Below are 22481 nucleotides of genomic sequence, written 5' to 3'. Positions count from 1 at the left end.
CACGGTGAGCGACGATCTGATTGCCGCACTACCCGTGTTTCGCGAGCAGCTCGATGCCGGTTGTCGCCCGCTGCCAACCACTCCCCTGCGACGCATAGAGATCGCCTTTCGAGCTGAGCACCCGCAATTGCGAGCGCGCCGATCCGCCTGCGAGCTGCACGCCGCCCTGCACACTGCCCTGCTCTGCAGGCAGCAAGCCGACTCCCCCGATGGTGACTCGGCTCGTCGCATCGGCTTTCGAGAGCACGGCGAAACGCGTCTGCCCCACCCAGTCGAGATCGACGGGCGAGCCCGTGGTCCACAGCTGCACGTCGGCATCATCGGTGGTGCTGATCGGCACACCGTTCGCATCACGCTCGACACCGGCGACGAGCACCTGGCTCCCCTGCTCGTCGGGCACGAGCGCCGCGATCCTCGTTCCATCCGGCGACAGCCGCACGGCGACCGGCGAGCGACCGGCGAGCCAGGGCGCTGCGATCTCGGCCACGGCTCCGTCGCGTGCTGCGACCCGAAGGGTCTGCGGAGCCGACGCCTGCACGGTCCAGATGTAGTCGAACGCGTCGAACATCGGCTCGAGCAAGCCCTGGCGCTCGTCGATCGGCACGACGCCGAGGGCATCGACTCGGGTGACGCCCTGAGCATTGCGAATCGCGGCGGCCGTCTCATCGGGGTTCAGGGTGATCGCGCTGGGATCGTAGTCGCTCAACGACGCGAATCCGGGCATCTCGACGAACTGGCCCGCGACGATCGAACTGAACTGATCGCCGACGAGCACTGCCGGGTCGGTGATCTCGTTGATGAGACGCGGTTCTGCGGAGTCGGCGCGCCCGCTGGGTCGAATCTGCGTGCCCTCGGCCGACAGGTCGTAGCCGTTGACGCTCTGCACCGTCTGCAGGCTCAACCGCAATTGCTGGGCCACCTCGGCCATCGCCGTGGGGCCAGCCTCGAGCAGGTTTCCCGAGAGGTCGATCTGCGCTCTGCCATTCTCGATCGGCACCGAATTCATCACGAGTGTCGTACCCGTGGGAAAGCCGCTGTGCAGCACCCCCGACATGCGTTCTCCCGGGCCGGCCAGGAGCGCACTGACGATCTCGGTCGGCAAGGCGGATCGCGTCATGAACCACCGTGTCTCGGGAACCATGATGGCCCCGGGCCCCACGAAGTAGAGCTGATGCGGCGCCCAGATCGCCGTGAATGTCGTCGTATCGAGAATGATGCCGTTCGGGGCCGATGAGATGCGCCACTCGCCCCCGACGCGATCGAGTTCGAACCGCAGCTCCGTGTTCGCTCCCGGTTCGACGGGCAGCATGAAGCCTTCTCCGTCGACCTTGGCAAGCGCTGAGATTTCGAGCGTGCCCGATCCGTCATCGTTCGCGGTGAACGGTCGGCTGCCGTCGTCGATGAGCACGTTGGAAGCGGGGTCCCACTGCTTCGCATATTCGGGTGAGAGGAATTCGCGCGCCGTGGCGTAATCGTCGGCGCTCGACACCGCGGCGAGCACGAATCCACGCACAACGTCCTCCTGCGACGAACCGGTGGCCGGGCCGGCCGCGTTGAACTGCACCGGCTGCTCGGCCTGCTGCAGATCTTGAGCGCCGACCTGCACCGGGCCGGAACTCGGGATCGCGTTGCACGCGCTCAGCAGGAGTGAGGCGGCGACGACGGTCACGAGCGCGAGCGCTCTCGAGCGGATGCGGGATCGACTCACTTTCGGCCTTCCTTTCTGATCCGACGGCCCGGGCGCCGCAACCAGCCACCCGTTGCCTGAGGATCGCGCTGCTCGCTCGGAACATCGTCGGGAACCAACGGCAACGGCGACATGAAGTTCGTGATGCCGTCACCCCGAGGCAGCGTGAGTCTGAAGTTCGTCCCGACGCCGAGCTGCGACCAGGCTTCCAGGATTCCCCCGTGCACCGCTGCGTCCTCCTGCGCGATGGCGAGCCCGAGGCCGGTGCCGCCGAGCGTGCGCTTTCGCGACGGATCGGCCCGCCAGAATCGATCGAAGACGTGCGCGAGATCCTCCTCCCGCATCCCGATGCCCGAATCGCGCACTGAGAGCGAGATCGCGGAGGCGTTGGAATCGATCGAGACCACGATGCTGCGGCCTTCCCCGTGTTCGATGGCGTTGCCCACCAGGTTCGACACGATGCGACGGATCCGGCGCGCATCGACGTCGATCGGCGCGTACCCGCCCAGCGCTCGCACTTCGATGATGCCGGGCGAAAGCGGCTGCAGGCCATCGACCACGTCGGTCGCGAGCGAGACGAGGTTCGTCGGCTCCGTTTCAAGCGTGACCCGGCCGGCGTCATAGCGGGAGATCTCGAGCAGGTCTTCGAGCAGCGTCTCGAACCGGTCGATCTGGCCTCCGAGCACTTCCACGGCGCGCTGCTGCCCTGGCTCGAGTCCATTGGTGCTGCTCTGGAGCACTTGGCTGGCCAAGCGCACGGTCGTCAGCGGCGTGCGCAACTCGTGCGAGACGTCTGAGACGAAGCGCTGCTGCATCTCAGACAGCTGATCGAGCTCCTGGATGCGCATCTGCAGTGTTTCGGCCATATCGTTGAAGCCTTCCGAGAGCACGTCGAAGTGCTCATCGTTCTGCAGTGGCATCCGCGCGTCGCTCTCGCCAGAGGCGAGGCGACGGCTGGCAGCGGCCGCGGATCGAATCGGACGGAACACAATTCGCGAGATGATCCAAACGAGGATTCCGATGAACGCCATCATCGCCGCGGCGGTGATCAGGAGCGTGCGCTGCACGAACGACAGCGTGTCCTGCGTATCGGCGAGGTTGTAGCCGATGAAGAGGTCGTACGTACCCGCGCCGGCGGGGAAGGTGACGCTCGACCCCACCACGATGCCCGGGGATGGCGACCCGTTCTCCTCGATGAAGGTGACCGCCTGCCAGTACTGGGCCGCCGTTCCGTCTTCGACCGCGTGGGAGAGCTCGGGAGTGACGGCCTCGGGCAGCAAGGAACTTGTGAACGAGGGCGGCGGCGCATCGGCGAATGCCTCCTGCCCGGCCTGCCTGCGCAGATAGACCATCTGGCTCGACGTGGTGTCGCGCACCGTGCGACGTACTGACGCGGCGAGCGTCGAGAGCGCGCCCCGATCCGACGCGTCGGATGCATCGATCTGGCGCTGGGCGGCGAGCGTCGCACGCGCGGAGTCTTGCAGCGCCTGCTCCTGCCGCGAGGAGTAGAGGTCGCTCGCGACGCTTCCGAGGATGAAGAGGCCGGCGGTCAGCACGATGAAGCCGGTGACGAGACCGGTCACCGTCATCGTGCGCACCATCAGAGATCGTCGCCAGCGCGCGCGAAAGCGGCCGAGCAGCGGTTCCGAAAAGCGCAGCCAGCGCAGTCGAACCCGCCGCAGAGCGGTCACGATGCGGGAACGGCGGGGGCGCGTCATAGCGCTCGCCTACTCGACGGGCGTGCCGGCCCGGTACCCGACGCCCCGCACGGTCGTGACGATGGTCGGGTGATCGGGATCCTGCTCGATCTTCGCGCGCAGGCGCTGCACGTGCACGTTCACCAGACGGGTGTCGGCCTTGTACTGATAGCCCCAGACTTTTTCGAGCAGCACTTCGCGGGTGAAGACCTGCTGCGGCTTGCGCGCCAGGATCGCGAGGAGATCGAATTCGAGCGGCGTCAGCGGGATGGAGTGCGAGCCGCGGCGCACCTCGTGCGCGGAGACGTCGATGGTGAGATCGCCGATGCGCAGCGACTCGGTGCTCTCCTGCTGCGGCTCGCGCAGGCGCGCGCGGATGCGGGCGACGAGCTCGGCAGGATTGAACGGCTTGACGACGTAGTCGTCCGCGCCCGCCTCGAGACCGCGCACGACGTCACGGGTGTCGGTACGAGCGGTGAGCATGATGATCGGTGTACCCGACTCGGCCCGAATCTTCTCGGCGACCTCGATGCCGTCGAGTCCGGGCAGCATGACGTCGAGCAGCACGAGATCGGGGCGCATCTCGCGGAACTTCTCGACCGCATCGGCACCATCGGCGGAGTGCTCCGTCGCAAAGCCTTCGCCCTGCAGCACCATCCCCAGCATTTCCGCCAGAGCCCTGTCGTCGTCTACCACCAAGATGCGCGCGCTCATGGCTTCCATTATGTCTGCAAAGCATCAGGATCCGCGGAGCATCGATTCGCGGCAGGCCGTGGCGAACTTCAGCGTCGCTCTGCCGACGGTGCGACCTGAGCGGGTCAGTAGTGCTCGAAACGACCCGGAATCAGATCCCACGGGTCGGATCCGAGATACTCGCAGACCGCACGGTAGACGCAGTACTCGAGAAAAGCCCGCCGATGCTCGGCGTCGTCGACGTGCAGCGTCTTCGCGCGCTGGATCGGCATTCGGTACAGCACGATGCTCTTCGACGGCCGGTCGATCATGTAGAGCAGCGGGAGCTGGCTCTCCCCGTCGCTCGTTGGGGCGGTCTGAAAACCGAACCGCACACCCTGCAGTTCATGCGGCAGATAGCCCTGCACGACCTCGACGGCAGCGCGCGCATCGGCTTCGAATCGGCGGAACCGGCTTTCGGGATCGGGAAGCGTCGGACCGGCGAGGGAGGAACGGATCGGGCGTCGCCCGTGCCGTGAAGCGCGGGCTCGAGAGGGAGCTGCGGGAGCGTCCCGAGACGGAACACGACGACGACCGAACATGCGCTCAGTCTACGTCGCCTAGCGCGGGTAGACCGTCAGCGTGCCGTCCCGGGGATCGGGTGCGAGGATCGGATACCCGGCGAGCGCCGTCTCCGAAACGAACCTGACACCCGCGTACACGGGTTCGGAGCTGGTGATGATCGCGTCGGCCGGAGCTGAGACGACCGTAGCTGCACCCGGCCCGACGGTCGCCGACGTGTCTCTGCCGGTGCCCGAAGCGCGCGAGATGGTGATCTCGGCATCCGCATCCGACGGATTCACGATCACGAGGCGCCCGCCCCGCATCACGGGTGCGGCGACCTCGGTATCGGCAGCGATGACCGGAGCAGGCGAGAACCATTCGAAATCGTGCTCGTTCGTGTCGTCGGCAACACCGGCAGCGCCCGCGATCATCGGCACGTCCGCATCGACGATCAGTGCGTTGGCGCCCTCCGGCAGCGTCGTGACGCTCAACTCTCCGATCGCGTTCGGCACCAGTTCGATCTCGCCCACCTCGGTGCTCTTCCCATTCTTGTCGACCGCGCGCACGACGGCCGTACCGGCGAACTCGCCGGCTTCACCCGGAGCGAGCGCGCGAATGATCATGGGAAACGCGTCGCCCTCGCCCGAGTCGTTGGGGCCGCGGTCGTCTCCGTCGGCGTTCTCGATGGCAGGGATCACGAGTGACGTCGACGGTTCGGTCTGCGGCGTGACCCCCGAGAGGCCGAACGGGGTGATTCCCGAGCTCTGCGCCACGCCGAGGTGGGCCGTCACCGGCGCGCCCGTGCTCTCGACCAGCACTGCGAGGCGCTCGCGATCGGGGGCGTACCCGTTGAGCGACACGGTCTGCTGCGTTCCCGGGGCGACGCGCACTCCGGCTGTCTGCACCGCGTCGACCTCGCCGTTCTCGTCGTAGACCGTGATCGAGGCCGTCGCGGGCACCGTGCCCGGATTGCCGAGACTGAGCGTCGTCGAGTAGCCCAGCGATGAGGCCCCCCCGATGAGCCACTGCTCGTTCCGCGGCTCCGCGCAGCTGCTCGCGGCCGACCCTCGGAGATTCTCCGTGTCGATCGACTGGAACTGCGCAGCAGCGAGCGGATCCGACATCGGGGCGAATACCACGGCGGGCAGACCGGCTCCCTCACCGCGCGCGAGGGTCGCGTCACTCGTGGCAGCACCCGACGTGGCGGTGGTGGCTTCGCCGACGGGGATCGCGACTCCGGGCCGTGCGGGGTCAGCGCCGAGCTCGGAGAACGACCCCGCGCAGACCAGCGTGCGCGTCGTGTCTTGCGTCGTGTCGACGGTCAAGGCGAGGGGCGCGCGCGCCACGGTCGGCAGCTGAACGTTGCCGACGAGCACGACGCCCGCGGTAGCCGCGGCGACCACCAGGAGCCCGGTGACCGCGCGGGCTCCGCCGCGCAGGAGTCGAGACCGATCGGTCATCGTCGCTCTCCATTCGTCTCGTCGTCCGCAGTCTGCCCGGGTGCTTCTGGCACTTCCGGTGCTTCCGGTGTCGCCGGAGCTTCTGGCGCCGCTGGTGCTTCCGGCGCTTCCGGCGCAGCTTCAGCGCTCGTCTGCACGGGCACGACCCGTCCACGCTCGGCGCGACTCTTGCGTCTCGAGGGGCGTTTCCGCTTTTCCGGGCGCCAGGTCACCTCTGCGGTGGGCAGCGCGAGCAGCAGCACGCCGAAGAGCACAGCGAGCTGCACCGCCCAGATCGTGGTGCCGCTGAGCGAGGTGCCGCCCAGGCGCGTCGCCGAGTCGCCGACCTCTGCGTCCTGATCCTGCGTCTGCTGCACGCGCCAGAGCAGGCCCTGATCTGTGAGCCCGGCGCTGGCGAGCGCCTGGTGCTGGTCGAAGACCCGCTGCAGCTCCGAGCGCTCGACATCGTCGCCGCCCGAGGGCAGCAAGACGAAGCCGACGCCGGCCGCCCTCAGCGCGTCGGTCACATCTGCACCACCGACGCTGGCGAGACCCGCAACGAGTTCGGCGACCTGCCGATCCGCAGCCCGTTCGACCGGGGTCGTGAGCGCGGTGCGAATCTCATCGAGCCGCAGACCGCTCCCGGTCACGAGCTCCGCCTGCACCGCATGATCGCCCTCGGCGGTGATCACGAGGGTGCGCACGCCGGGATCCGTCTCGCCGGCCGCTTGCACGAGCGCGGGCATCTGATTCGTCGCCGACGCGAACGGCACCTGGTTGAGCACGAGCTGCGACGACACAGGCATCACAGCAACGATCGCCGCGGCGAGGGCGACGGCGACGACGGGTGCTGCACCTCGCCGCAGAGCGCTCGCACCGACCGCTGCCAGCCCGAGCAGCGCGATCCAGTAGAGGGCCAGGCCCGATCCCGTCCATACGGCGATACTCGAAGCTCCCGAAGCGGTGAGCTGCAGCTGGCCCGCGGCCACGGCCGTCGCGAGACCGAGCGCGCCGAGCGCCGAGTGGAGCAGCGTGACCGCGACCCGCCCCGTGAACAGCCCCAAGAGTGCGAGCAGCGCGACCGGCAGCATCAGCACGCCGATGAGCAGGGTTGCCGGTGGTCCTCCCAAGCCAATCGCGTCGAGAATGCCGGCCCAGCCCTCAAGCCCGAACTCGGGGTAGCCGATCATGAGATGCCACGCCGTTCCCGGCTGGAACGGCGAGTTGATCCCGGGATCGAGCAGAATATCGAGCGGACGGCCGGAGACCAGACTGGTGAAGATCTTCGGCGCGAAGAGAATTGCGGGAACGAGCGCGGTGGTGAGCACGCGCGCCGCGCCCCGCAACGTCGTGAAGAGTCCCAGGATGAGCATGATGATCGCCGCGGGAATGAGGATCGGCGCCGCGGCGAGTGCAGCGGCAGCGAGCAGTGACGCGGTACCGGCCCAACTCCACGACTCCCGGCAGCGGGAAGCGGCGAGCAGCAGCCACGGCAGCACGACCGCGAGCACGAGCGTCTGCAATCGACCGGCCTCGAGCGACCCGAGCAGCACGGGGCTCAGCGCGAACCCGAGGCTGAGCAGCGCTCGCCCGGCCTTCGATTCGGTAAGCTGCGCAGCCCAGATCCACGCCCCGAGCGCGGTGAGCGGGATCGAAACGATCATCAGCAGCACGACCGCGTGCGACGGGTTCCAGAATGTCAAGGAGCCGATGAGGGCGAGCACCCAGGTGAAGGGGTCTGCTGGTATCCCATCGACCGGCCGAGTATTCGCCCAGAGTTGGTCGAGCGGACTCAGCGGCGCGAGCCCGCCCCCGAAGAGGCCGGTCTGCGGGAACGCCCACCAGGTGACCGCGATCGCAGCGACCGCGGCGGCGGAGAGCACCGCGAGCCCGCCCATCGAGATGAAGTGCATCTCCCGGCGCTGCCTGCCGGAGGAGGCGAGGATCGCTTCACGGTCGATCATGCGCGCGGTACGCACGCTCTTCGGATCGATCCGCAATTGCCGCACCGCGGACCATCCGGCTGAGGAGTGCGCCCGGATCCGGCGCCGTGAGGCGATGATCGCATGCGGGCGGAAGAAGACCGCGAAGGTGGCGACGAACTCGCCGATCATGTAGCCCGGCTGCTCCCGGATCAGCGCCCACAGCACGCGCAGCACCGCGTAGATGGGCAGGGTCAACCACGCGAAGAATGCGATGAGGGCAGGCGCGTAGGCAATGCGACGGTGCAGGTGCGAGGTGCGCGCTTGGCGGTGCGCCTGTCGCAGCACGGAGCGGCGGCGATCGATGCGCGGGCCCGCGACGCCGCTCTGGGCGAAGCGAACACGCGACGCCGGTGCGACCTCTACGCGGTGACCGGCGAGCCGGGCGCGCACGCAGAAGTCGAGTCCGTCGTCGTACACGGGAAGGGCCGGGTCGAAGCCGCCGAGCTGTTCCCAGACGTCGCGGCGCACGAGCATGCCGACCGGCCCGACGCCCAGTACGTCTTGCATATGGTCGTACTGCTGCTGGTCCAGCTCTTGACGCCGCAGCGTCCAGCGCGATCCATGGCGGGTCAGGCTCTGGCCCAATTCGATGATGCGGTCCGGGTGGTCCCAATCGACGAGTTTCGGCCCGGCTACGACGACCGAGGGAGAGCGCTGCACGCTGCTGACAATGCGCTCGAGGGCCGCGGGCTCTGGGCACGAGTCCTCGCTGAGCAGCCAGATCCACTCATCGGGCTGGGAGCCCGCCAGCAGAGTCGGCTGGCCTTCGCCCTGCCGCGTGATCGGGGCATCCGCACGAGAACCCGCGTCGACGCCGACCGTGACGGGATCCATGGCCTCGATGGCGCGCGCGATGGCCTGACCGAAGGACACCCGTGACGGCAGACCGACGACGCGCTCGGCACCACTGCTGAGCAGCTGTTCTCGAACGTGATCCGATCCGCCGTTATTGACCGCGATGATGTGCGCGGGCGCAAGCGTTTGACCGGCGATTCCGGCTATGGTCTGATCGAGCCAATCGCCGCCCTGCTGGGCGACCAGGATGGCGGTTACTCGGGTGCGCATCACTCGGCAAGTCTAGGTGCGCTCGTCAGCCGCAACCCTGAGCCATGCCGTGAGCTGATCAGATCGCTTCTCGACGCAGCTTGCGGCGCTCGCGCTCGGAGAGACCGCCCCAGATCCCGAAGCGCTCGTCGTTCTCCAGGGCATATTCGAGGCACTCGGAGCGAACTTCGCAGCCGTCGCAGATGCGCTTGGCTTCACGCGTCGATCCGCCCTTCTCAGGGAAGAACGCCTCCGGATCGGTCTGCGCGCAGAGGGCGTCCGTCTGCCACGAAAGCCCTTCTTCGTCGTCGCGCCGAATCCCGGGAGTGCCGAGGAAGACCGGATCAACGAACCAGTTGCCAGGTACCGGCGTGTGCGAAGTATCGCTCAACATCCCGTCCCTTCCTCGACTTTCGCGGCCCGTGTTCGCAACCGCGCTCACATAATTACACCGGTGTGATTCGCTCAAGTCAAGCTGGGGATTCTAAACCCTCAACAACGCATTGAGGGTGGAGGAGGATCAGCGTGTCGCATTTGCGCACAACGTCGTCGCGGCGGTCATCCCCAGATGACCATCATTCGATAGGTCATGACCGCCACAGAAAGGTGCACGACGGCGAGCACCAGGTTGGCCCAGCGAGTGCGGTCGACGAGCGCCCAGAAACCGGCGCCCAGTGCGAGCAGCAGCGCGACGATGAGATACATCCAGAATTCGACCGGATCACCGACCGGCGCGTTTCCGGCGAACGGGGCGGCGATCGAGACCACGATCTGCGCGATCAGGCCCAGCGCGACGAGGAGCGTCGCACCCATCGTGAAATCGTTCGGCGAGCGCTTGCGGAGTGCTTCGACGAGGCAGAGCACGGCACCGGAGAGCGCCACCACGATCACGGCGACGCCGTACCACGTGATCATGAATCGCCGCCCGCCGTCACGGGGAAGTTGGTGACGGCGCGCACTCGGCCGTGCTTCACCTGCACGAGACCCACGAGGCGTTCGTCAGGCCCCACGGCAGCCACCAGCGGGCCGTCGGGCGTGACGGCCGAGTCCACCTCCAGCTTTTTGCCATTGCCGAGGTCCACGGCCTGCTCCGCGCTCAGGTCCAGCCGCGGGAAGAGCCGCGTGGCTACGGCCGTCGGGGCGAGCAGCGGAAGGGCACCGCCCTGCGCGAGTGCCTCCGTATCGACGGCGTCGACGACATCGAACGGACCAACCCGCGTGCGACGCAGCATCGTCAGGTGACCCCCGACACCCAGAGCGTTCCCGAGATCCCTCGCTAATGCTCGGATGTACGTGCCTGTCGAGCACCGTACGGTCGCGTCGATGTCGATGACCGGAGCGCCCGTGTCGTCGAGCCCGTATCGCGGCTCGCCCAGTTCGAATGCGTGCACCGTGACCGGCCGCTTCGGCAATTCGACCGCCTCGCCGGCGCGCACCCGATCGTACGCCCGCTGCCCGTCAACCTTGATCGCGCTCACCGCGCTCGGCGCCTGTTCGATGTCTCCGGTCAGGTCGGCGGCGGTAGCCGAGATGCGCTCCGGAGTCGCCCGGCGCACCGCATCGACCTCCGCAGTGCTGATCCGCTCCCCCTCGCGGTCATCGGTCACCGTCGCCGAGCCGAGGCGGATCGTCGTGAGGTACGTCTTATCAAGCCCCACGAGATGGGTCAGCAAGCGCGTCGATGGTCCTGCACCCAGTACCAGCAGTCCCGTGGCCATCGGATCGAGCGTGCCGGCGTGCCCGACCTTGCGAGTGCCGAGCGCGCGACGCGACTTCGCGACGACGTCGTGGCTCGTCCAGCCCTCGGCCTTGTCTACGAGCAGAATGGCGCCCTGCGCGGGCAGAATGGCTGGGTCATTCGTCACCCGATCAGCCTACCGGCGGCGGCAGGGGGCTTCCGCCGTGGTCGCCTCCGCCGAGCCATACACTGGACCCGATGAAACCGACGGATGAGGCGACCACCGCCATCGCGGTGGCACTGAATGAATGGTTCGGGAGCGCGGCGCGAGAACTGCCCTGGCGCGCTCCCGACGTCACGCCTTGGGCGATCCTCGTCTCCGAATTCATGCTGCAACAGACGCAGGTGGAACGCGTGCTTCCCCGATGGGTTGCGTGGATGGAGCGCTGGCCGACGCCCTCCGCGCTCGCCGCCGACGAACCGGGAGAGGCGGTGCGCGCGTGGGATCGGCTCGGGTATCCTCGGCGGGCCCTCTGGTTGCACCGCGCCGCCGTGGAGATCGCGGAGCGGCACGGCAATGCTGTACCCTCGGGCGTCGACGAACTGCTCGCCCTCACCGGCATCGGCCCGTACACCGCCCGCGCGGTGGCAGCCTTCGCGTACGGGGAACGCCACCCCGTCGTCGACACGAACACCCGTCGAGTGATCGCCCGGCTCGTGCACGGACGTGCGGCTGCGGGAATGCCCGCGCCGGTCGACCTGACCAACATGGAGGCTCTGCTGCCCGAGTCGCCGCGCGCCGCGGCAGTCTTCAACGCCGCTGCGATGGAGCTCGGAGCGACGGTATGCACGGCGCGGGCTCCGCGCTGCGACGTGTGCCCCGTGGCCGCCTGGTGCGAATGGCGGGGTGCCGGTTACCCCGACAATGCGCCCGAGAAGCGCCCGAGGCAAGCCAAGTTCGCCGGGAGCGACCGCCAGGTGCGAGGCCGCGTCATGGCGCTCCTGCGACGCTCGACCGGCGCTGTGAAAATCGCCACCGCGCTCGAAGCAGCGGCCGTCGGGGGCGTTCGCGATCCGGAACAGCCGCAGCGGGCAGTCGATTCGCTGATCGTCGATGGCCTCGTGGTCGAACTCGACGGGCAGGTGCGGCTGCCGTGAGCGGAAGCCGAGCTAACGGTCGTCGTCGTCGTCTCGCGGCTTGACGTACGGGTCTTCTTCGCCTGCGTACTTGGCGCCGGCGGCCAGCGCCGCCGCTTCGTCATCGCGTCGTTTCGCCTCTGCGAGCAGCTCGTTCAGGTGCTGCGCACTCTCGGGCAGCTCGTCGTGAATGAACTCGAGCACCGGCGTCAACCGAGTGCCGAGCTGCTTGCCCACCTCGGTGCGCAGCATGCCCGTGGCAGCCTTCAGAGCTGCGGCCGTATCGGCCTGCTCCTGCTCGTCACCGTAGACCGTGTAAAAAACGCTCGCCTGCTGCAAGTCGCCCGTAACACGCACATCGGTGATCGTGACGAAGCCGAGTCGCGGATCGCGCAGCCCCTTCTCGAGGCGCCGCGCGATGATCTGCTGGATGCGCTCGGCGACTTTTCCCGCCCGTGGATTGCTCATGGACTCAGACTACCGCTGGATTCCTCCCAGACGCTCCGCGCGCATGGCCCTACGATGGATGCAGCCAGACCTACGCGACGAACAGTTGAGGAGGCGTCTCTATGACGTACCCGCCCACCCCCGAGAACCCCGAAGAACCCGAGAACCAGAATTCCGACCAGCCCGTTCCCGGATCCACGCCGCCCGATGGGCAGACGACGCCCCCGAACTACGCGCCGCCGCAGTACCAGCAGCCGGCGCAGTCGCAGCCGCCTCAGCCACCTCAGCCGCCTCAGCCGGACTTGACTGGGCAGCAGCAGTACGGGCAGCCGCAGTATCAGCAGCCGCAGCAGCCTCAGCCGCCCTACGCACCGCCAGCAGCCTCGCTCTATCCGAACCAGCCGCAGCCCCACTATGCCTCGGCTCCCGCGTACGCAGCAGGCGCGACCGGCGTCCCCGGTCCGGGCGAACCGTTCAATGGCGCGATCGACCCTGAAGATCTGAGCCGACCGCTCTATGGCGCAACGTTCGGCCAGGCAGTCCGCCGATTCCTCAAGAACTACGCCGGCTTCAGCGGGCGCGCTTCGCGCAGCGAATACTGGTGGACCGTGCTGTTCGGCTTCCTGGTGTCACTGGTTCCACTGGTGCTCTACATCATCGGCGTCGTGATGCTGGCTGGAGCCAGCGCGAGTTCGTCCGCCTACAGCGACGGCTTCGGCGATGGGTACGGATCGGCGGCGGCCGCCCCCACCGCGGGTCTCGGACTCACGCTCCTGTTCGTCGGAATCGGCCTGCTCTTCGTGATCGGGCTCGCCCTGCTCGTACCGAGCATTGCCATCTCCTGGCGCCGATTCCACGACGCGAACTTCGCCGGCCCCTTCTACTTCCTCAGCTTCATCCCCTACGTCGGCGGCCTCATCGTACTCGTCTTCATGGTCCTCCCGCCGACTCCGCTCGGTCGACGCTTCGATCGCGTGTAACCAGCTCTCGGTCGTTCTGTAGGCCCGCGCTCGCTTCGGCGGCGCGGGCCTTCTTCGTACCCGCGCTCCCCCGAGGCCCGGGGACCGCAGCAGGTCCGCACGGACGCGGATCATCTGCACTGCGCGGACCGGCAGGCGCCTGACGGCGTGGGCTCCCGCGCACGCAACAGGGGCGGGGCGGATCAACCGAAGCTGATCCTCCCCGCCCCTGTCAGAGGAGCACCGCGTGTTAGCCGCGCGGCTTCTCCACCATCTCGGTCGTCTCGATCTCGTCACCGATCTGGATGTCGTTGAACTTGCCGAGACCGATACCGGCCTCGTAGTCCGTCTTCACCTCGGTGACGTCATCCTTGAAGCGACGCAGCGACTCGATGGCCAGGCCATCGGCGATGACGACGCCCTCGCGGATGACGCGAGCCTTCGCGTTGCGCGTGATGGTGCCGCTGCGCACGATGACACCGGCGATGTTGCCGACCTTCGAGGAGCGGAACACCTCGCGGATCTCGGCGACACCCGAACGGACCTCTTCGTACTCCGGCTTGAGCATGCCCGTGAGCGAGTTCTCGATGTCATCGAGCGCGTTGTAGATGACGTTGTAGAACCGGATGTCGATGCCCTCGCGCGCTGCGCGCTCGCGAGCCTTGACATCGGGACGCACATTGAAGCCGATGACGATCGCGTTGTCGATCGTGGCGAGATCCACGTCCGACTCCGTGATCGCGCCGACGCCGCGGTGCAGAATGCGAAGCTGGACCGAATCGTCGACCTCGATCTTCATGAGCGATTCCTCGAGCGCCTCGACGGCACCCGACACGTCGCCCTTGATGATGAGGTTGAGCGACTCGACCTTGCCATCTTCCAGCGCCTTCGTGAACTCTTCGAGGCTGATACGCTTGCGCGCCTTCGCGAGCATCGCGTTGCGCTCTGCAGCCTCGCGCTTCTCAGCGATCTGACGGGCGGTGCGATCCTCGGAGGTGACGATGAAGTTGTCGCCCGCGCGCGGAACGCTCGAGAGACCCTGCACCTGCACCGGACGCGAGGGAACGGCTTCGAGCACGGGATCACCGTTCTCGTCGCTCATCGCACGCACACGACCGTAGGCAGTACCGGCAACGATCGCGTCGCCGACGCGCAGCGTACCCGACTGGATGAGCACGGTAGCGACGGATCCGCGGCCCTTGTCGAGCTTGGCCTCGATCGCGACACCGCGTGCGTCCTTGTTCGGATTCGCACGCAGATCGAGACCTGCGTCAGCCGTGAGCAGCACCGCGTCGAGCAGGTCGTTGATGCCGACGTTGTTCTTCGCCGACACGTCGACGAACATGACGTCGCCGCCCCACTCCTCGGAGAGCAGACCGAACTCGGTGAGCTGCTGACGCACCTTCTCCGGGTTCGCGCCTTCCTTGTCGATCTTGTTGACCGCGACCACGATCGGCACGTTGGCCGACTGTGCGTGGTTCAACGCTTCGATCGTTTGGGGCATGATGCCGTCGTCAGCCGCGACCACGAGGATCGCGATGTCGGTGACCTGCGCACCACGGGCACGCATGGCGGTGAACGCCTCGTGGCCCGGAGTATCGATGAAGGTCAGCGCGCGCTCGATGCCGTCGTGCTCGGTGTGCACCTGGTAGGCACCGATGTGCTGCGTGATGCCACCGGCCTCGCCGCCACCCACGTCCGCCTTGCGGATCGCGTCGAGCAGTCGGGTCTTACCGTGATCGACGTGACCCATGACGGTGACCACCGGCGGACGGGCCTGCAGCACGTCATCGCCCTCGTCTTCAAGCTCGGCATCGATATCGATGTCGAAGCCTTCGAGGAGCTCGCGATCCTCGTCCTCGGGAGAGACGACCTGAATCTTGTAGCCCAGTTCGTCGCCGAGGATCTGGAAGGTCGCCTCATCGAGCGACTCGGTCGCGGTCGCCATCTCTCCCAGGTGGAAGAGCACAGTGATGAGGTTCGAGGCGTTCGTATCGATCTTGTCGGCGAAATCCGAGAGCGATGCGCCGCGCCGCAGACGAACCGGCGTATTGCCGTTGCCGCGGGGAACGCTCACACCGCCGAGCGACGGGGCCTCCCGCATCTCGAACTCTTGCCGCTTCGCCCGCTTCGACTTGCGCGCCTTGCTCTTGGAGCCGCCACGGCCGAACGCACCAGCGGTGCCCGCACCGCGACCGCCGCGGCCACGACCTGCAAATCCACCGGCCGGGCGCGGCGCACCGAAGCCGCCTGCACCGGGAGCGCCACCGCCGCCGCCGGGACGGTTGAAACCGCCACCGCCGCCACCGGGACGACCCCCACCTGGACGACCGGGGCCGCCTGCGCGACCGCCGGGGCCGCCTGCGCCGCCGCCCTGAGGGCGAGGAGCGGGCCGCGGGATATTGCCGGGGTTGGGGCGACCGGCACCGCCGCCGGCACCGGGACGACCCATGCCCTGGTTCGGAGCGAACGGGTTGTTGCCCGGGCGCGGGGGACGGGGAATGCCCATGCCCTGGCTGGACGCGAACGGGTTATTGCCCGGACGCGGGCCACCCGGCTTGGGACCACCCGGCTTCGTGCCGGAAGCGGGCTTGGCCGCACCTGGCTTCGTATCAGCAGGCTTCGCTTCAGCCGACTTTGCATCAGCCGACCTCGCCGCACTCGGCTTCTGCCCGCCGGGCTTCATCTCGGCCAGCGCTTCCGCAGCGGGGGACGTAGGTTCTGCCGCAGGCTGCGCCGGAGCCGTCTCCGCGGGCGCAGGGGTCTCCGGCTTGGGAGCGGGCTTCGGGCCCGGCTTGGGGGCGCCGGCAGACTTCTTGGCGGCGGGCTTCGCAGCCGCATCGCGTTCGCCTTGGGCTTTGGTCACGCCGTCTGCCTCGAGGGCAGCCTTGACCTTTCGCGCCACCGGGGGCGCGATGCTTGACGAGGACGCCTTGACGAACTCGCCCATATCTTTGAGCTTGGCCAGAACGACCTTGCTATCGACACCGATCTCCGCAGCGATCTCGTGTACGCGTGGGTTTGCCACTTTTCTCCTGTCTGGGTTCACGCCAGACAGGCGAGAACCATAAATTAGCCGACGGGCTTCATCGTGAGCCGCTCATTAGTTGTCCATGAGTGTTTTCAGCCTGTTCTCTAAGGGACTTACGTCGGGCTTCCCCGACAATCGCAATGCACGGAGGAGGGTTCCTCGCGCCACTGCACGGTCTAGACATGAATACTCGGGATGAACCCAAGCTCCTCGCCCCGGAAGCACCGCACGATCATCGACCAGAAGTCGACCTTCATGCGCCACCACCCGCAGCAATTCTGTGCGCGGAGCGCGCTTGCGACACGCAACACAGGTCCGAACCGGAACCATCTTACCAGCTTCCTGCTTTCTGCTCTCCCAGATGTGGCCCCGCTCACAGGCAGGGCCGCATCTGGGAGCCTCAGTCGTTCGAGATCGACATCCAGCGTCAGTCGTTCATGATCGAATCCGGCTGGATGTCGATCTTCGCGCCCGTCAGCTTCGCGGCGAGGCGCGCGTTCTGGCCTTCTTTGCCGATCGCGAGCGAGAGCTGGAAATCGGGAACGAGCGCGCGCACCTGCTTGAGCGATTCGTTCAGCATGAAGACGTCGGTCACCTTCGCCGGCGACAGCGCGTTGGCGACGAACGCCGGCAGCGCGGGCGAGTAGTCGACGATGTCGATCTTCTCCTCGCCGAGCTCGCTCATGACGGCGCGCACTCGGCTGCCGAGCTCGCCGATGCACGTGCCCTTGGCATTAATGCCGGCCTGCTTGGCGCGCACGGCGACCTTGGTGCGATGGCCGGCTTCGCGGGCCAGCGACACGATCTCGACGAGACCCTCGGCGAGCTCGGGCACCTCCCGTTCGAAGAGCTTGCGCACGAGGCCGGGATGGGTGCGGGAGACGATGACCTGGGGGCCCTTCGTGCCCTTGGACACGCTGGTGACGTACACCCGCAGTCGCGTGCCGTGCGCGTAGCTCTCGCCCGGAATCTGCTCTTCTGGAGGGAGGATCGCCTCGAGTTCACCCAGGTCGATGTGCACCATGCGCGGGTTCGGCCCCTGCTGCACCACACCCGAGACGATCTGGCCTTCTTTGTCTTTGAACGTGCCGAGCACCGCATCATCGGTGAGATCGCGGAGGCGCTGGTTGATGACCTGCTTGGCGGCGCTCGATGCGACACGGCCGAATTCGTCGGTGGTGACATAGGCTTCACCGATGACCTGATCGTCGTCGTCGAGTTCGGGAATGAGCACCGAGATCTCGCCGGTCTTGCGGTCGAGGGTCACGCGAACGTCACTCTCGCGAGGAACCGGAAGCTTCTGGTTCTCGGCGTGGCGCAGGTAGGCCGACTGGATCGCCTGCTCGATGATCTCGATCAGTTCGTCGAAGGGAATCTCCTTCTCACGCTCGAGCTGACGCAGCGTGGCGAGTTCGATCTTCACGAGTGGCCTCCTGGGGTATTGAGATGTCTATTCAGATATGGCCCGCGCGAGCGGGCGAACACTAGGGTAACGCACGAACTCAAGACTTCAGGGCTCCTCGGGCAGCGCCACGTGTACCGGGCGCACGCGCCCCGATTCAATCGCGAGGCCTCGGCCGACCGGAAAATCCGCACGTTTCACACGACCCATCGATTCCCGAAACGGCGATTGCCCCTCGGAGCTGTCTGGCTGGAGCGCGAGCCCCCAGTTCGGCTGCTTGAGCGCGCTGAACAAGTCCCAAATACCGTTTCCGCTTCCCTGCTCGAATTCGAAGAGCACGAGCACTTCGGAACGGCGCGCCGCTTTGGCGAGGGCGATCAGTTCGGGCAGCGCTTCGGCGCCTTCCGCATCAGCCGGCCGCTCGATCACCACGATCCCCCGCTTTCCCGAAGGCGGAAAGGCGGGAACGGGCGCCTCAGATGCTCCGCCATGCGCCCCGCCGGGCGGAGCACCGGGCGCACTACCGAGCGAGCCACCGATAGTTCCGGCACCGATAGTTCCGGCACCGATTCCGCTCGGCGTGGCTCGTCGAGCGGCGGGCCGCCCGCCGAGAGCCACAGTCAGCGCGCGGGCTCGATCCTTCACCTCATCTTCACCGAACCCGATCTGATCCCATGCACTTCGGGTTCGCAGGCCGTCCGGCGCGAACGTCAAGAGCACTCGTTCGGCACTCTGCCCATGCGCGATGGCCCAGCGCTGAAGACCTTGGGCGCAGCTGAGCGCCGCCGTCGACAGACCGGAGCCCGGCGGGCCGGCGATGACGCCGAGACCGGCGAGCGGCAGGCCGAGCGGTGCAAAATCGTCAGTGTTGATGCCGTAGACGGGTCGCCCATCGGCGTCGTTCACCAGGTCCGAGAGTGCAATATGCGTCGGCGCGTTGCGGATCCGCTCCACGTCGGCCACACCAGTGCCGCGAAGTTGCTTTGCGAGGCGTTCGAGACCTTGCATCTGCGCACCCAAACCGTCTCCATCCCCGAGCCGAGCGACCTGGATCTCCTCGTCGCTGCGTGCGATCACTGCTCGACCAGCGGGGGCGTGTTCAAGCGCGTCGGCGCCCACTCCGAGCTGCTGATAATCGTGCATGCCGGCAAGGCGGAACACGAACTGCTGCTGCACGGCAGACGACATTGCTGGCGGGATTGCACCCGGCCGGTCGCTGGTCAACACGACGTGCACGCCGACCGAACGCCCCGCCGACATGATCTCGCTCAGCATCTGCATCGGGGAGCCGGTTCCGCTGAGGGTCTCAGTCGCCTGCCGGAATGCGGGGAAACCGTCGATCAGGAGCACGATACGAGATGCATCGCGCCCGCCCGGAGTGCGCCTGAAGGCCCTCAGCCCCGATGCTCGGGCCGCGGCGTAGCGAGAGCCGCGTTGATCGATCACCCCTAACAGGTGACGCAGCACGCGTGCGGTGAGCTCGGTGTCGGCAAGCGACGCTACAGCGCCGACCGTCGGCAGGACGTCGAGCGCTTCGAGCGCTCCCCCGGCGGCGTCGATCGCGTACAGCTGCGCTGGGAACCCGACGGCATTCGCGCTGAGGGAAGCAGCGAGCGTGATCAGAGCGCTGGTTTTTCCGGTGCCGCTCGCGCCGATGAATGCGACGCTTCCCGCCTCTTCGAGGTCGATGACGACTGGGCGCTGCGCTTGCTCCGACGGCTCGTCGCGCAAGCCGATCACCGCTGCGTCGTCGATATCGTGGAGCTGCGTCGCCGCTTGTTGTTTGACCGTTTCGAGTGCGAGCGATTCGGGGAGTGCGTCGAGCCAGGGGCGCCGCGGTGCGGCGATGCCGAGAGCGTTCGCCGCAGCCGCAATGGCATCGCGCAGCTGCTCGATGTCGCGCGGCGGTTGCACCCGTCGACGCTGCTCTGGTCGCGGCTCGGGAGGGATGTTCCAAGGGTTGCCCTCGGTAAATCCGAGGGGCCGCACCTCGATGAGCGATCCTGACTCTGCGCCGGAAGCACGCCCTCCGAGATATCCGGTCTGAAAGTGGGAGATACGCCCGGGACCAACTTTGAAGGCGCCTCGCCCCGGAGTCTCAGGTGCGAAGAAAGCGGCGTCGGCCACACCGAGCACGTCGTTGCTGTCCGATTCATCGGCCATGCGAAGCGCCACGCGCAGATTGGTGTTCGCCCGCAGGTTGTCGGTGATCACCCCGGCCGGGCGCTGCGTCGCCATGATGAGGTGCAATCCGAGGGAACGGCCGCGCTGGGCGACATCGACGACTCCCTCGACGAATTCGGGTACTTCTGCAGCGAGCGCTGCAAACTCATCGATGACGATGACGAGTACGGGCGGGGCTGCCGGGTCCGATCGCCGTTCCATGGTGATGAGGTCTTTCGCACCGTGCGCGGCGAGGAGCTCCTCACGGTGGTGCAGTTCGGCTCTGAGCGACGCGAGTGCTCGTCGCACCAGGTGCGGGCTGAGATCGGTGACGAGACCGACCGTGTGCGGGAGGTCGACGCACTCCGCGAAGGCGGCACCGCCCTTGTAGTCGATGAGTAGAAAGGTGAGTCGATCCGGGCTGATTGTCGCGGCCATGCTCATGATCCAGCTCTGCAGGAACTCGGACTTGCCCGCTCCTGTGGTTCCGCCCACAAGCGCGTGCGGTCCGTGCGTTCGCAGATCAATCGCAGCGAGGCCGTCGGGGCTCTGGCCGACGACGGCGGAGAGCGTCAGAGGATCGCGTTCCTCGCCCGTGCGCCAGCTCGCCGTCAGGCTGCCCGACTGCTCCCAAGCGCGTACCACCGGGCTGGCCCCGCCGAGAAAGTCGGTCTCATGCAGGTCTCGCAGGTGCACGGCGTTGGGGAGATCGCTTTCGTCGAGAGTGCGCGCACTCGTGTCCTCGATCGGTGCGAGGCGTCTCGCGAGGTGAAGAGCTTGCACGGATTCCACTGGTTCGAGGCGCTGCAGGTGCACCTGGGTGCCCGAACGCACGAAGTTGACGCGACCCTCTGCGGTGCTGAGCTCGACGAAGGTGCGGCACGCGGCGGGGAGTTCGTCCGCTGAGTGCGCCAGCCAGATGAGATGAATGCCGTGATCAGGCCCGTCCTCCGCGAGCGCGATGATGCGCGAGGGGTCGACGAGGCCATGGTCGAGCACGAGCACCACGACCGCTGGGATGGTGGGCAGATCGTCGATCGCTGCGCCCGATTCATCGTCGTTGCGCGTCTCGCCGTCAAGATGCGATCGCACGGTGCGTCTGCGAGCCGCGGCCTGTCTGTCTTCGAGCAGTCCTTCGAGTGCGGTGATGAGACGTAGCGAGCTGACGGGGTCGTCTGCGAGCTGCCACGAAGGAATCGGACTGTTGACGGTATCGATATGAGGGAGCCATTTCATCCATTCCCATTCCGCCGTGTACCGCGTGGATGCGAAGCACGAAAGCACCACCTCGGCGGGCGAGTGCAGGCCGACGACCTGCATGATCAACGATCGGGCCATTCCCTCCGCCCAGATCGGTTCGCCGACAACCCCGATCGAGCCGCACCGTTGAAAGCGTTCGAGTAACGGGACGGGTGAGACTTCGGCGAACTCCTGTTCGATTCGCTGCAGCGCTTCCCATTGGCTCCGGTCGGTTTCGCCGCGCGAGGGCATCTTGATCTCAGTGCGGCTGGGCAGCACACCATCGCCGAAACGGACTTCGAGAAACGCCCGATGCTCGGGCCGGCGTGTCCACAGTAAGCCCGAACGGCGCAACACTGCTTCGGCGATCTGCTCGATCGACGGAGTTTCGCCCGAGCGTGCTTCGATTTCGCGCCGTCTCAGATCGGCGAGTTCGGCGCGGTCGGCGGCGAGCGCCTCCTCGAATTTCGCAATCTCACGTTTGCGCTTGCGTGTGCTTCCCACGCGATTGTCGAGCCACGACCCGACCATCATGAGCGGTGAGAACGCGACCATCATGAGGCTCATCGGCGACTGCGTCACCAGATACATGGCACCGCCCATCATCATGGGTGCCAGCATCGCGAGCATCGGGATCCGACTCGTTTCCGCTGCTCGAGGAGGTGCGGGGAGCTCGCGGTGTGAATTCGGGAAAACGGGTGCCACTCGCGGCGCCCGCGTATGCATCACGCGATGAGAAAGGTGCGGGGCCTCATGCACGGGTGGGCCCGGCGATACCCTGAGCACCACTTCGCCGAGGGCGAGCTCGATGGGATGCTCGACACGATGCTCCGTAATCTGGCTCCCTTCGGGATCACCGAGCACCACACCGTTCGCGGAACCGAGATCCCGTATGACCATGCTCATGGATCGCCCCGGAGTGACCTCGATTTCGGCGTGCCGCCTCGAGACGCTTGGATCACTGAGGTGTACCCGGCAGCTGCGATCGCGGCCGATAGTGTTCGTGCCAGCGATGAGGCTGTAGGTCGCTCCGGCGTGCGCTCCCGATAGCACTTCGACGTATCCGGCGACCTCGATGACCCGTGTCTCAGCGCTGCGGTTGCCAAACTCGGGAACAGCTTCAACGATCCACCCCGATTGCACCCCCGAGGAGCCGAGTGCCGACATCGGGTCGAGGAGCATCACGGGGCCGGATGCTCCGGCTCGGCCGCGCAACGTGAGTGGAACGAGTCGGTGATGCGCAGCATCCGCGAGGCGCGGATCACCGGAGACGCCTGCTCTGAGAAGAGCTCGGGCGACATCGCCGACGGTTGCCGTGACATCACACGACAGAGTCA

Annotated in this window: 17 protein-coding genes; 2 read left to right on the top strand and 15 right to left on the bottom strand. The window is 67.0% G+C overall.

Features of this window, described 5'->3' with window-relative positions; all coding sequences use genetic code 11:
* Positions 1–28: 28 nt before the first annotated feature.
* The 9 genes from AB0O71_RS00480 to truB all read right to left on the bottom strand — a co-directional run bounded on the left by AB0O71_RS00480 (position 29) and on the right by truB (position 10953).
* Entirely contained in the window at positions 29–1708 is a 1680-nt protein-coding gene (locus AB0O71_RS00480; protein WP_363740661.1) for an LpqB family beta-propeller domain-containing protein, read from the bottom strand.
* A complete protein-coding gene (gene mtrB / locus AB0O71_RS00475) occupies positions 1705–3405 on the bottom strand; it encodes an MtrAB system histidine kinase MtrB (RefSeq protein WP_363740659.1) in 1701 nt (566 codons plus the stop codon). Before mtrB ends, AB0O71_RS00480 begins: the two co-directional genes overlap by 4 nt.
* A 9-nt stretch (positions 3406–3414) precedes the next feature.
* Positions 3415–4098 carry an MtrAB system response regulator MtrA gene (gene mtrA / locus AB0O71_RS00470; RefSeq protein WP_363740657.1) on the bottom strand — a complete coding sequence of 228 codons (684 nt, stop codon included), beginning with the start codon at positions 4096–4098 and terminating at the stop codon, positions 3415–3417.
* A 104-nt stretch (positions 4099–4202) separates the two neighbouring features.
* On the bottom strand, positions 4203–4658 hold the full coding sequence (locus AB0O71_RS00465) for a metallopeptidase family protein (RefSeq protein ID WP_363740654.1): 456 nt from the start codon (positions 4656–4658) through the stop codon (positions 4203–4205).
* An 18-nt stretch (positions 4659–4676) separates the two neighbouring features.
* Positions 4677–6080: a DUF5719 family protein gene (locus tag AB0O71_RS00460; protein ID WP_363740651.1), complete on the bottom strand. Its 1404-nt coding sequence runs from the start codon at positions 6078–6080 to the stop codon at positions 4677–4679.
* Complete coding sequence (locus tag AB0O71_RS00455) at positions 6077–9109, bottom strand: glycosyltransferase (protein ID WP_363740648.1); 3033 nt, start codon at positions 9107–9109, stop codon at positions 6077–6079. Before AB0O71_RS00455 ends, AB0O71_RS00460 begins: the two co-directional genes overlap by 4 nt.
* A 58-nt stretch (positions 9110–9167) precedes the next feature.
* Positions 9168–9482 carry a WhiB family transcriptional regulator gene (locus AB0O71_RS00450; RefSeq protein ID WP_363740644.1) on the bottom strand — a complete coding sequence of 105 codons (315 nt, stop codon included), beginning with the start codon at positions 9480–9482 and terminating at the stop codon, positions 9168–9170.
* Between the two features lie 164 nt (positions 9483–9646).
* Positions 9647–10003: a hypothetical protein gene (locus AB0O71_RS00445; protein WP_363740641.1), complete on the bottom strand. Its 357-nt coding sequence runs from the start codon at positions 10001–10003 to the stop codon at positions 9647–9649.
* On the bottom strand, positions 10000–10953 hold the full coding sequence (gene truB, locus AB0O71_RS00440) for a tRNA pseudouridine(55) synthase TruB (RefSeq protein WP_363740639.1): 954 nt from the start codon (positions 10951–10953) through the stop codon (positions 10000–10002). Before truB ends, AB0O71_RS00445 begins: the two co-directional genes overlap by 4 nt.
* Positions 10954–11024: 71 nt before the next feature.
* On the opposite strand from truB, the gene AB0O71_RS00435 reads away from it, so the two are divergent.
* Positions 11025–11924 carry an A/G-specific adenine glycosylase gene (locus AB0O71_RS00435; RefSeq protein ID WP_363740637.1) on the top strand — a complete coding sequence of 300 codons (900 nt, stop codon included), beginning with the start codon at positions 11025–11027 and terminating at the stop codon, positions 11922–11924.
* A gap of 12 nt (positions 11925–11936) precedes the next feature.
* Here the strand turns inward: AB0O71_RS00435 and rbfA are convergent, their stop codons facing one another.
* Positions 11937–12371 carry a 30S ribosome-binding factor RbfA gene (rbfA, locus tag AB0O71_RS00430; protein WP_363740634.1) on the bottom strand — a complete coding sequence of 145 codons (435 nt, stop codon included), beginning with the start codon at positions 12369–12371 and terminating at the stop codon, positions 11937–11939.
* A gap of 101 nt (positions 12372–12472) precedes the next feature.
* On the opposite strand from rbfA, the gene AB0O71_RS00425 reads away from it, so the two are divergent.
* Positions 12473–13330 carry a DUF805 domain-containing protein gene (locus tag AB0O71_RS00425; RefSeq protein WP_363740631.1) on the top strand — a complete coding sequence of 286 codons (858 nt, stop codon included), beginning with the start codon at positions 12473–12475 and terminating at the stop codon, positions 13328–13330.
* Between the two features lie 229 nt (positions 13331–13559).
* On the opposite strand, the gene infB is transcribed toward AB0O71_RS00425, so the two are convergent.
* From infB to AB0O71_RS00400, 5 genes are all read right to left on the bottom strand, one after another.
* Positions 13560–16337 (bottom strand): translation initiation factor IF-2, encoded by a 2778-nt coding sequence (infB, locus tag AB0O71_RS00420; RefSeq protein WP_363740629.1) that lies wholly within the window; start codon positions 16335–16337, stop codon positions 13560–13562.
* Between the two features lie 75 nt (positions 16338–16412).
* Positions 16413–16670, bottom strand: coding sequence for a YlxR family protein (locus AB0O71_RS00415; protein ID WP_363740627.1), 258 nt, complete (start codon positions 16668–16670; stop codon positions 16413–16415).
* Positions 16671–16767: 97 nt separating this feature from the next.
* Positions 16768–17763, bottom strand: coding sequence for a transcription termination factor NusA (nusA, locus tag AB0O71_RS00410; RefSeq protein ID WP_363740625.1), 996 nt, complete (start codon positions 17761–17763; stop codon positions 16768–16770).
* 87 nt (positions 17764–17850) lie between these two features.
* Positions 17851–22326 carry an FtsK/SpoIIIE domain-containing protein gene (locus AB0O71_RS00405; protein WP_363742107.1) on the bottom strand — a complete coding sequence of 1492 codons (4476 nt, stop codon included), beginning with the start codon at positions 22324–22326 and terminating at the stop codon, positions 17851–17853.
* Complete coding sequence (locus AB0O71_RS00400) at positions 22326–22466, bottom strand: hypothetical protein (RefSeq protein ID WP_363740623.1); 141 nt, start codon at positions 22464–22466, stop codon at positions 22326–22328. The genes AB0O71_RS00405 and AB0O71_RS00400 overlap by 1 nt, the downstream gene beginning before the upstream one ends.
* Between the last annotated feature and the right edge of the window lie 15 nt (positions 22467–22481).

This window comes from Leucobacter sp. NPDC077196 (assembly GCF_040687075.1).
GTDB lineage: Bacteria > Actinomycetota > Actinomycetes > Actinomycetales > Microbacteriaceae > Leucobacter.
This window is presented reverse-complemented; position numbering and strand designations above follow the sequence as displayed.

Coding starts and splice junctions, on each gene's coding strand:
- mtrB (WP_363740659.1), bottom strand. CDS start 3,405: ATGACGCGCCCCCGCCGTTCCCGCATCGTGACCGCTCTGCGGCGGGTT.
- mtrA (WP_363740657.1), bottom strand. CDS start 4,098: ATGAGCGCGCGCATCTTGGTGGTAGACGACGACAGGGCTCTGGCGGAA.
- AB0O71_RS00465 (WP_363740654.1), bottom strand. CDS start 4,658: ATGTTCGGTCGTCGTCGTGTTCCGTCTCGGGACGCTCCCGCAGCTCCC.
- AB0O71_RS00460 (WP_363740651.1), bottom strand. CDS start 6,080: ATGACCGATCGGTCTCGACTCCTGCGCGGCGGAGCCCGCGCGGTCACC.
- AB0O71_RS00455 (WP_363740648.1), bottom strand. CDS start 9,109: ATGCGCACCCGAGTAACCGCCATCCTGGTCGCCCAGCAGGGCGGCGAT.
- AB0O71_RS00450 (WP_363740644.1), bottom strand. CDS start 9,482: ATGTTGAGCGATACTTCGCACACGCCGGTACCTGGCAACTGGTTCGTT.
- AB0O71_RS00445 (WP_363740641.1), bottom strand. CDS start 10,003: ATGATCACGTGGTACGGCGTCGCCGTGATCGTGGTGGCGCTCTCCGGT.
- AB0O71_RS00435 (WP_363740637.1), top strand. CDS start 11,025: ATGAAACCGACGGATGAGGCGACCACCGCCATCGCGGTGGCACTGAAT.
- rbfA (WP_363740634.1), bottom strand. CDS start 12,371: ATGAGCAATCCACGGGCGGGAAAAGTCGCCGAGCGCATCCAGCAGATC.
- AB0O71_RS00425 (WP_363740631.1), top strand. CDS start 12,473: ATGACGTACCCGCCCACCCCCGAGAACCCCGAAGAACCCGAGAACCAG.
- AB0O71_RS00415 (WP_363740627.1), bottom strand. CDS start 16,670: ATGGTTCCGGTTCGGACCTGTGTTGCGTGTCGCAAGCGCGCTCCGCGC.
- AB0O71_RS00405 (WP_363742107.1), bottom strand. CDS start 22,326: ATGCTCCTCGACCCGATGTCGGCACTCGGCTCCTCGGGGGTGCAATCG.
- AB0O71_RS00400 (WP_363740623.1), bottom strand. CDS start 22,466: ATGTCACGGCAACCGTCGGCGATGTCGCCCGAGCTCTTCTCAGAGCAG.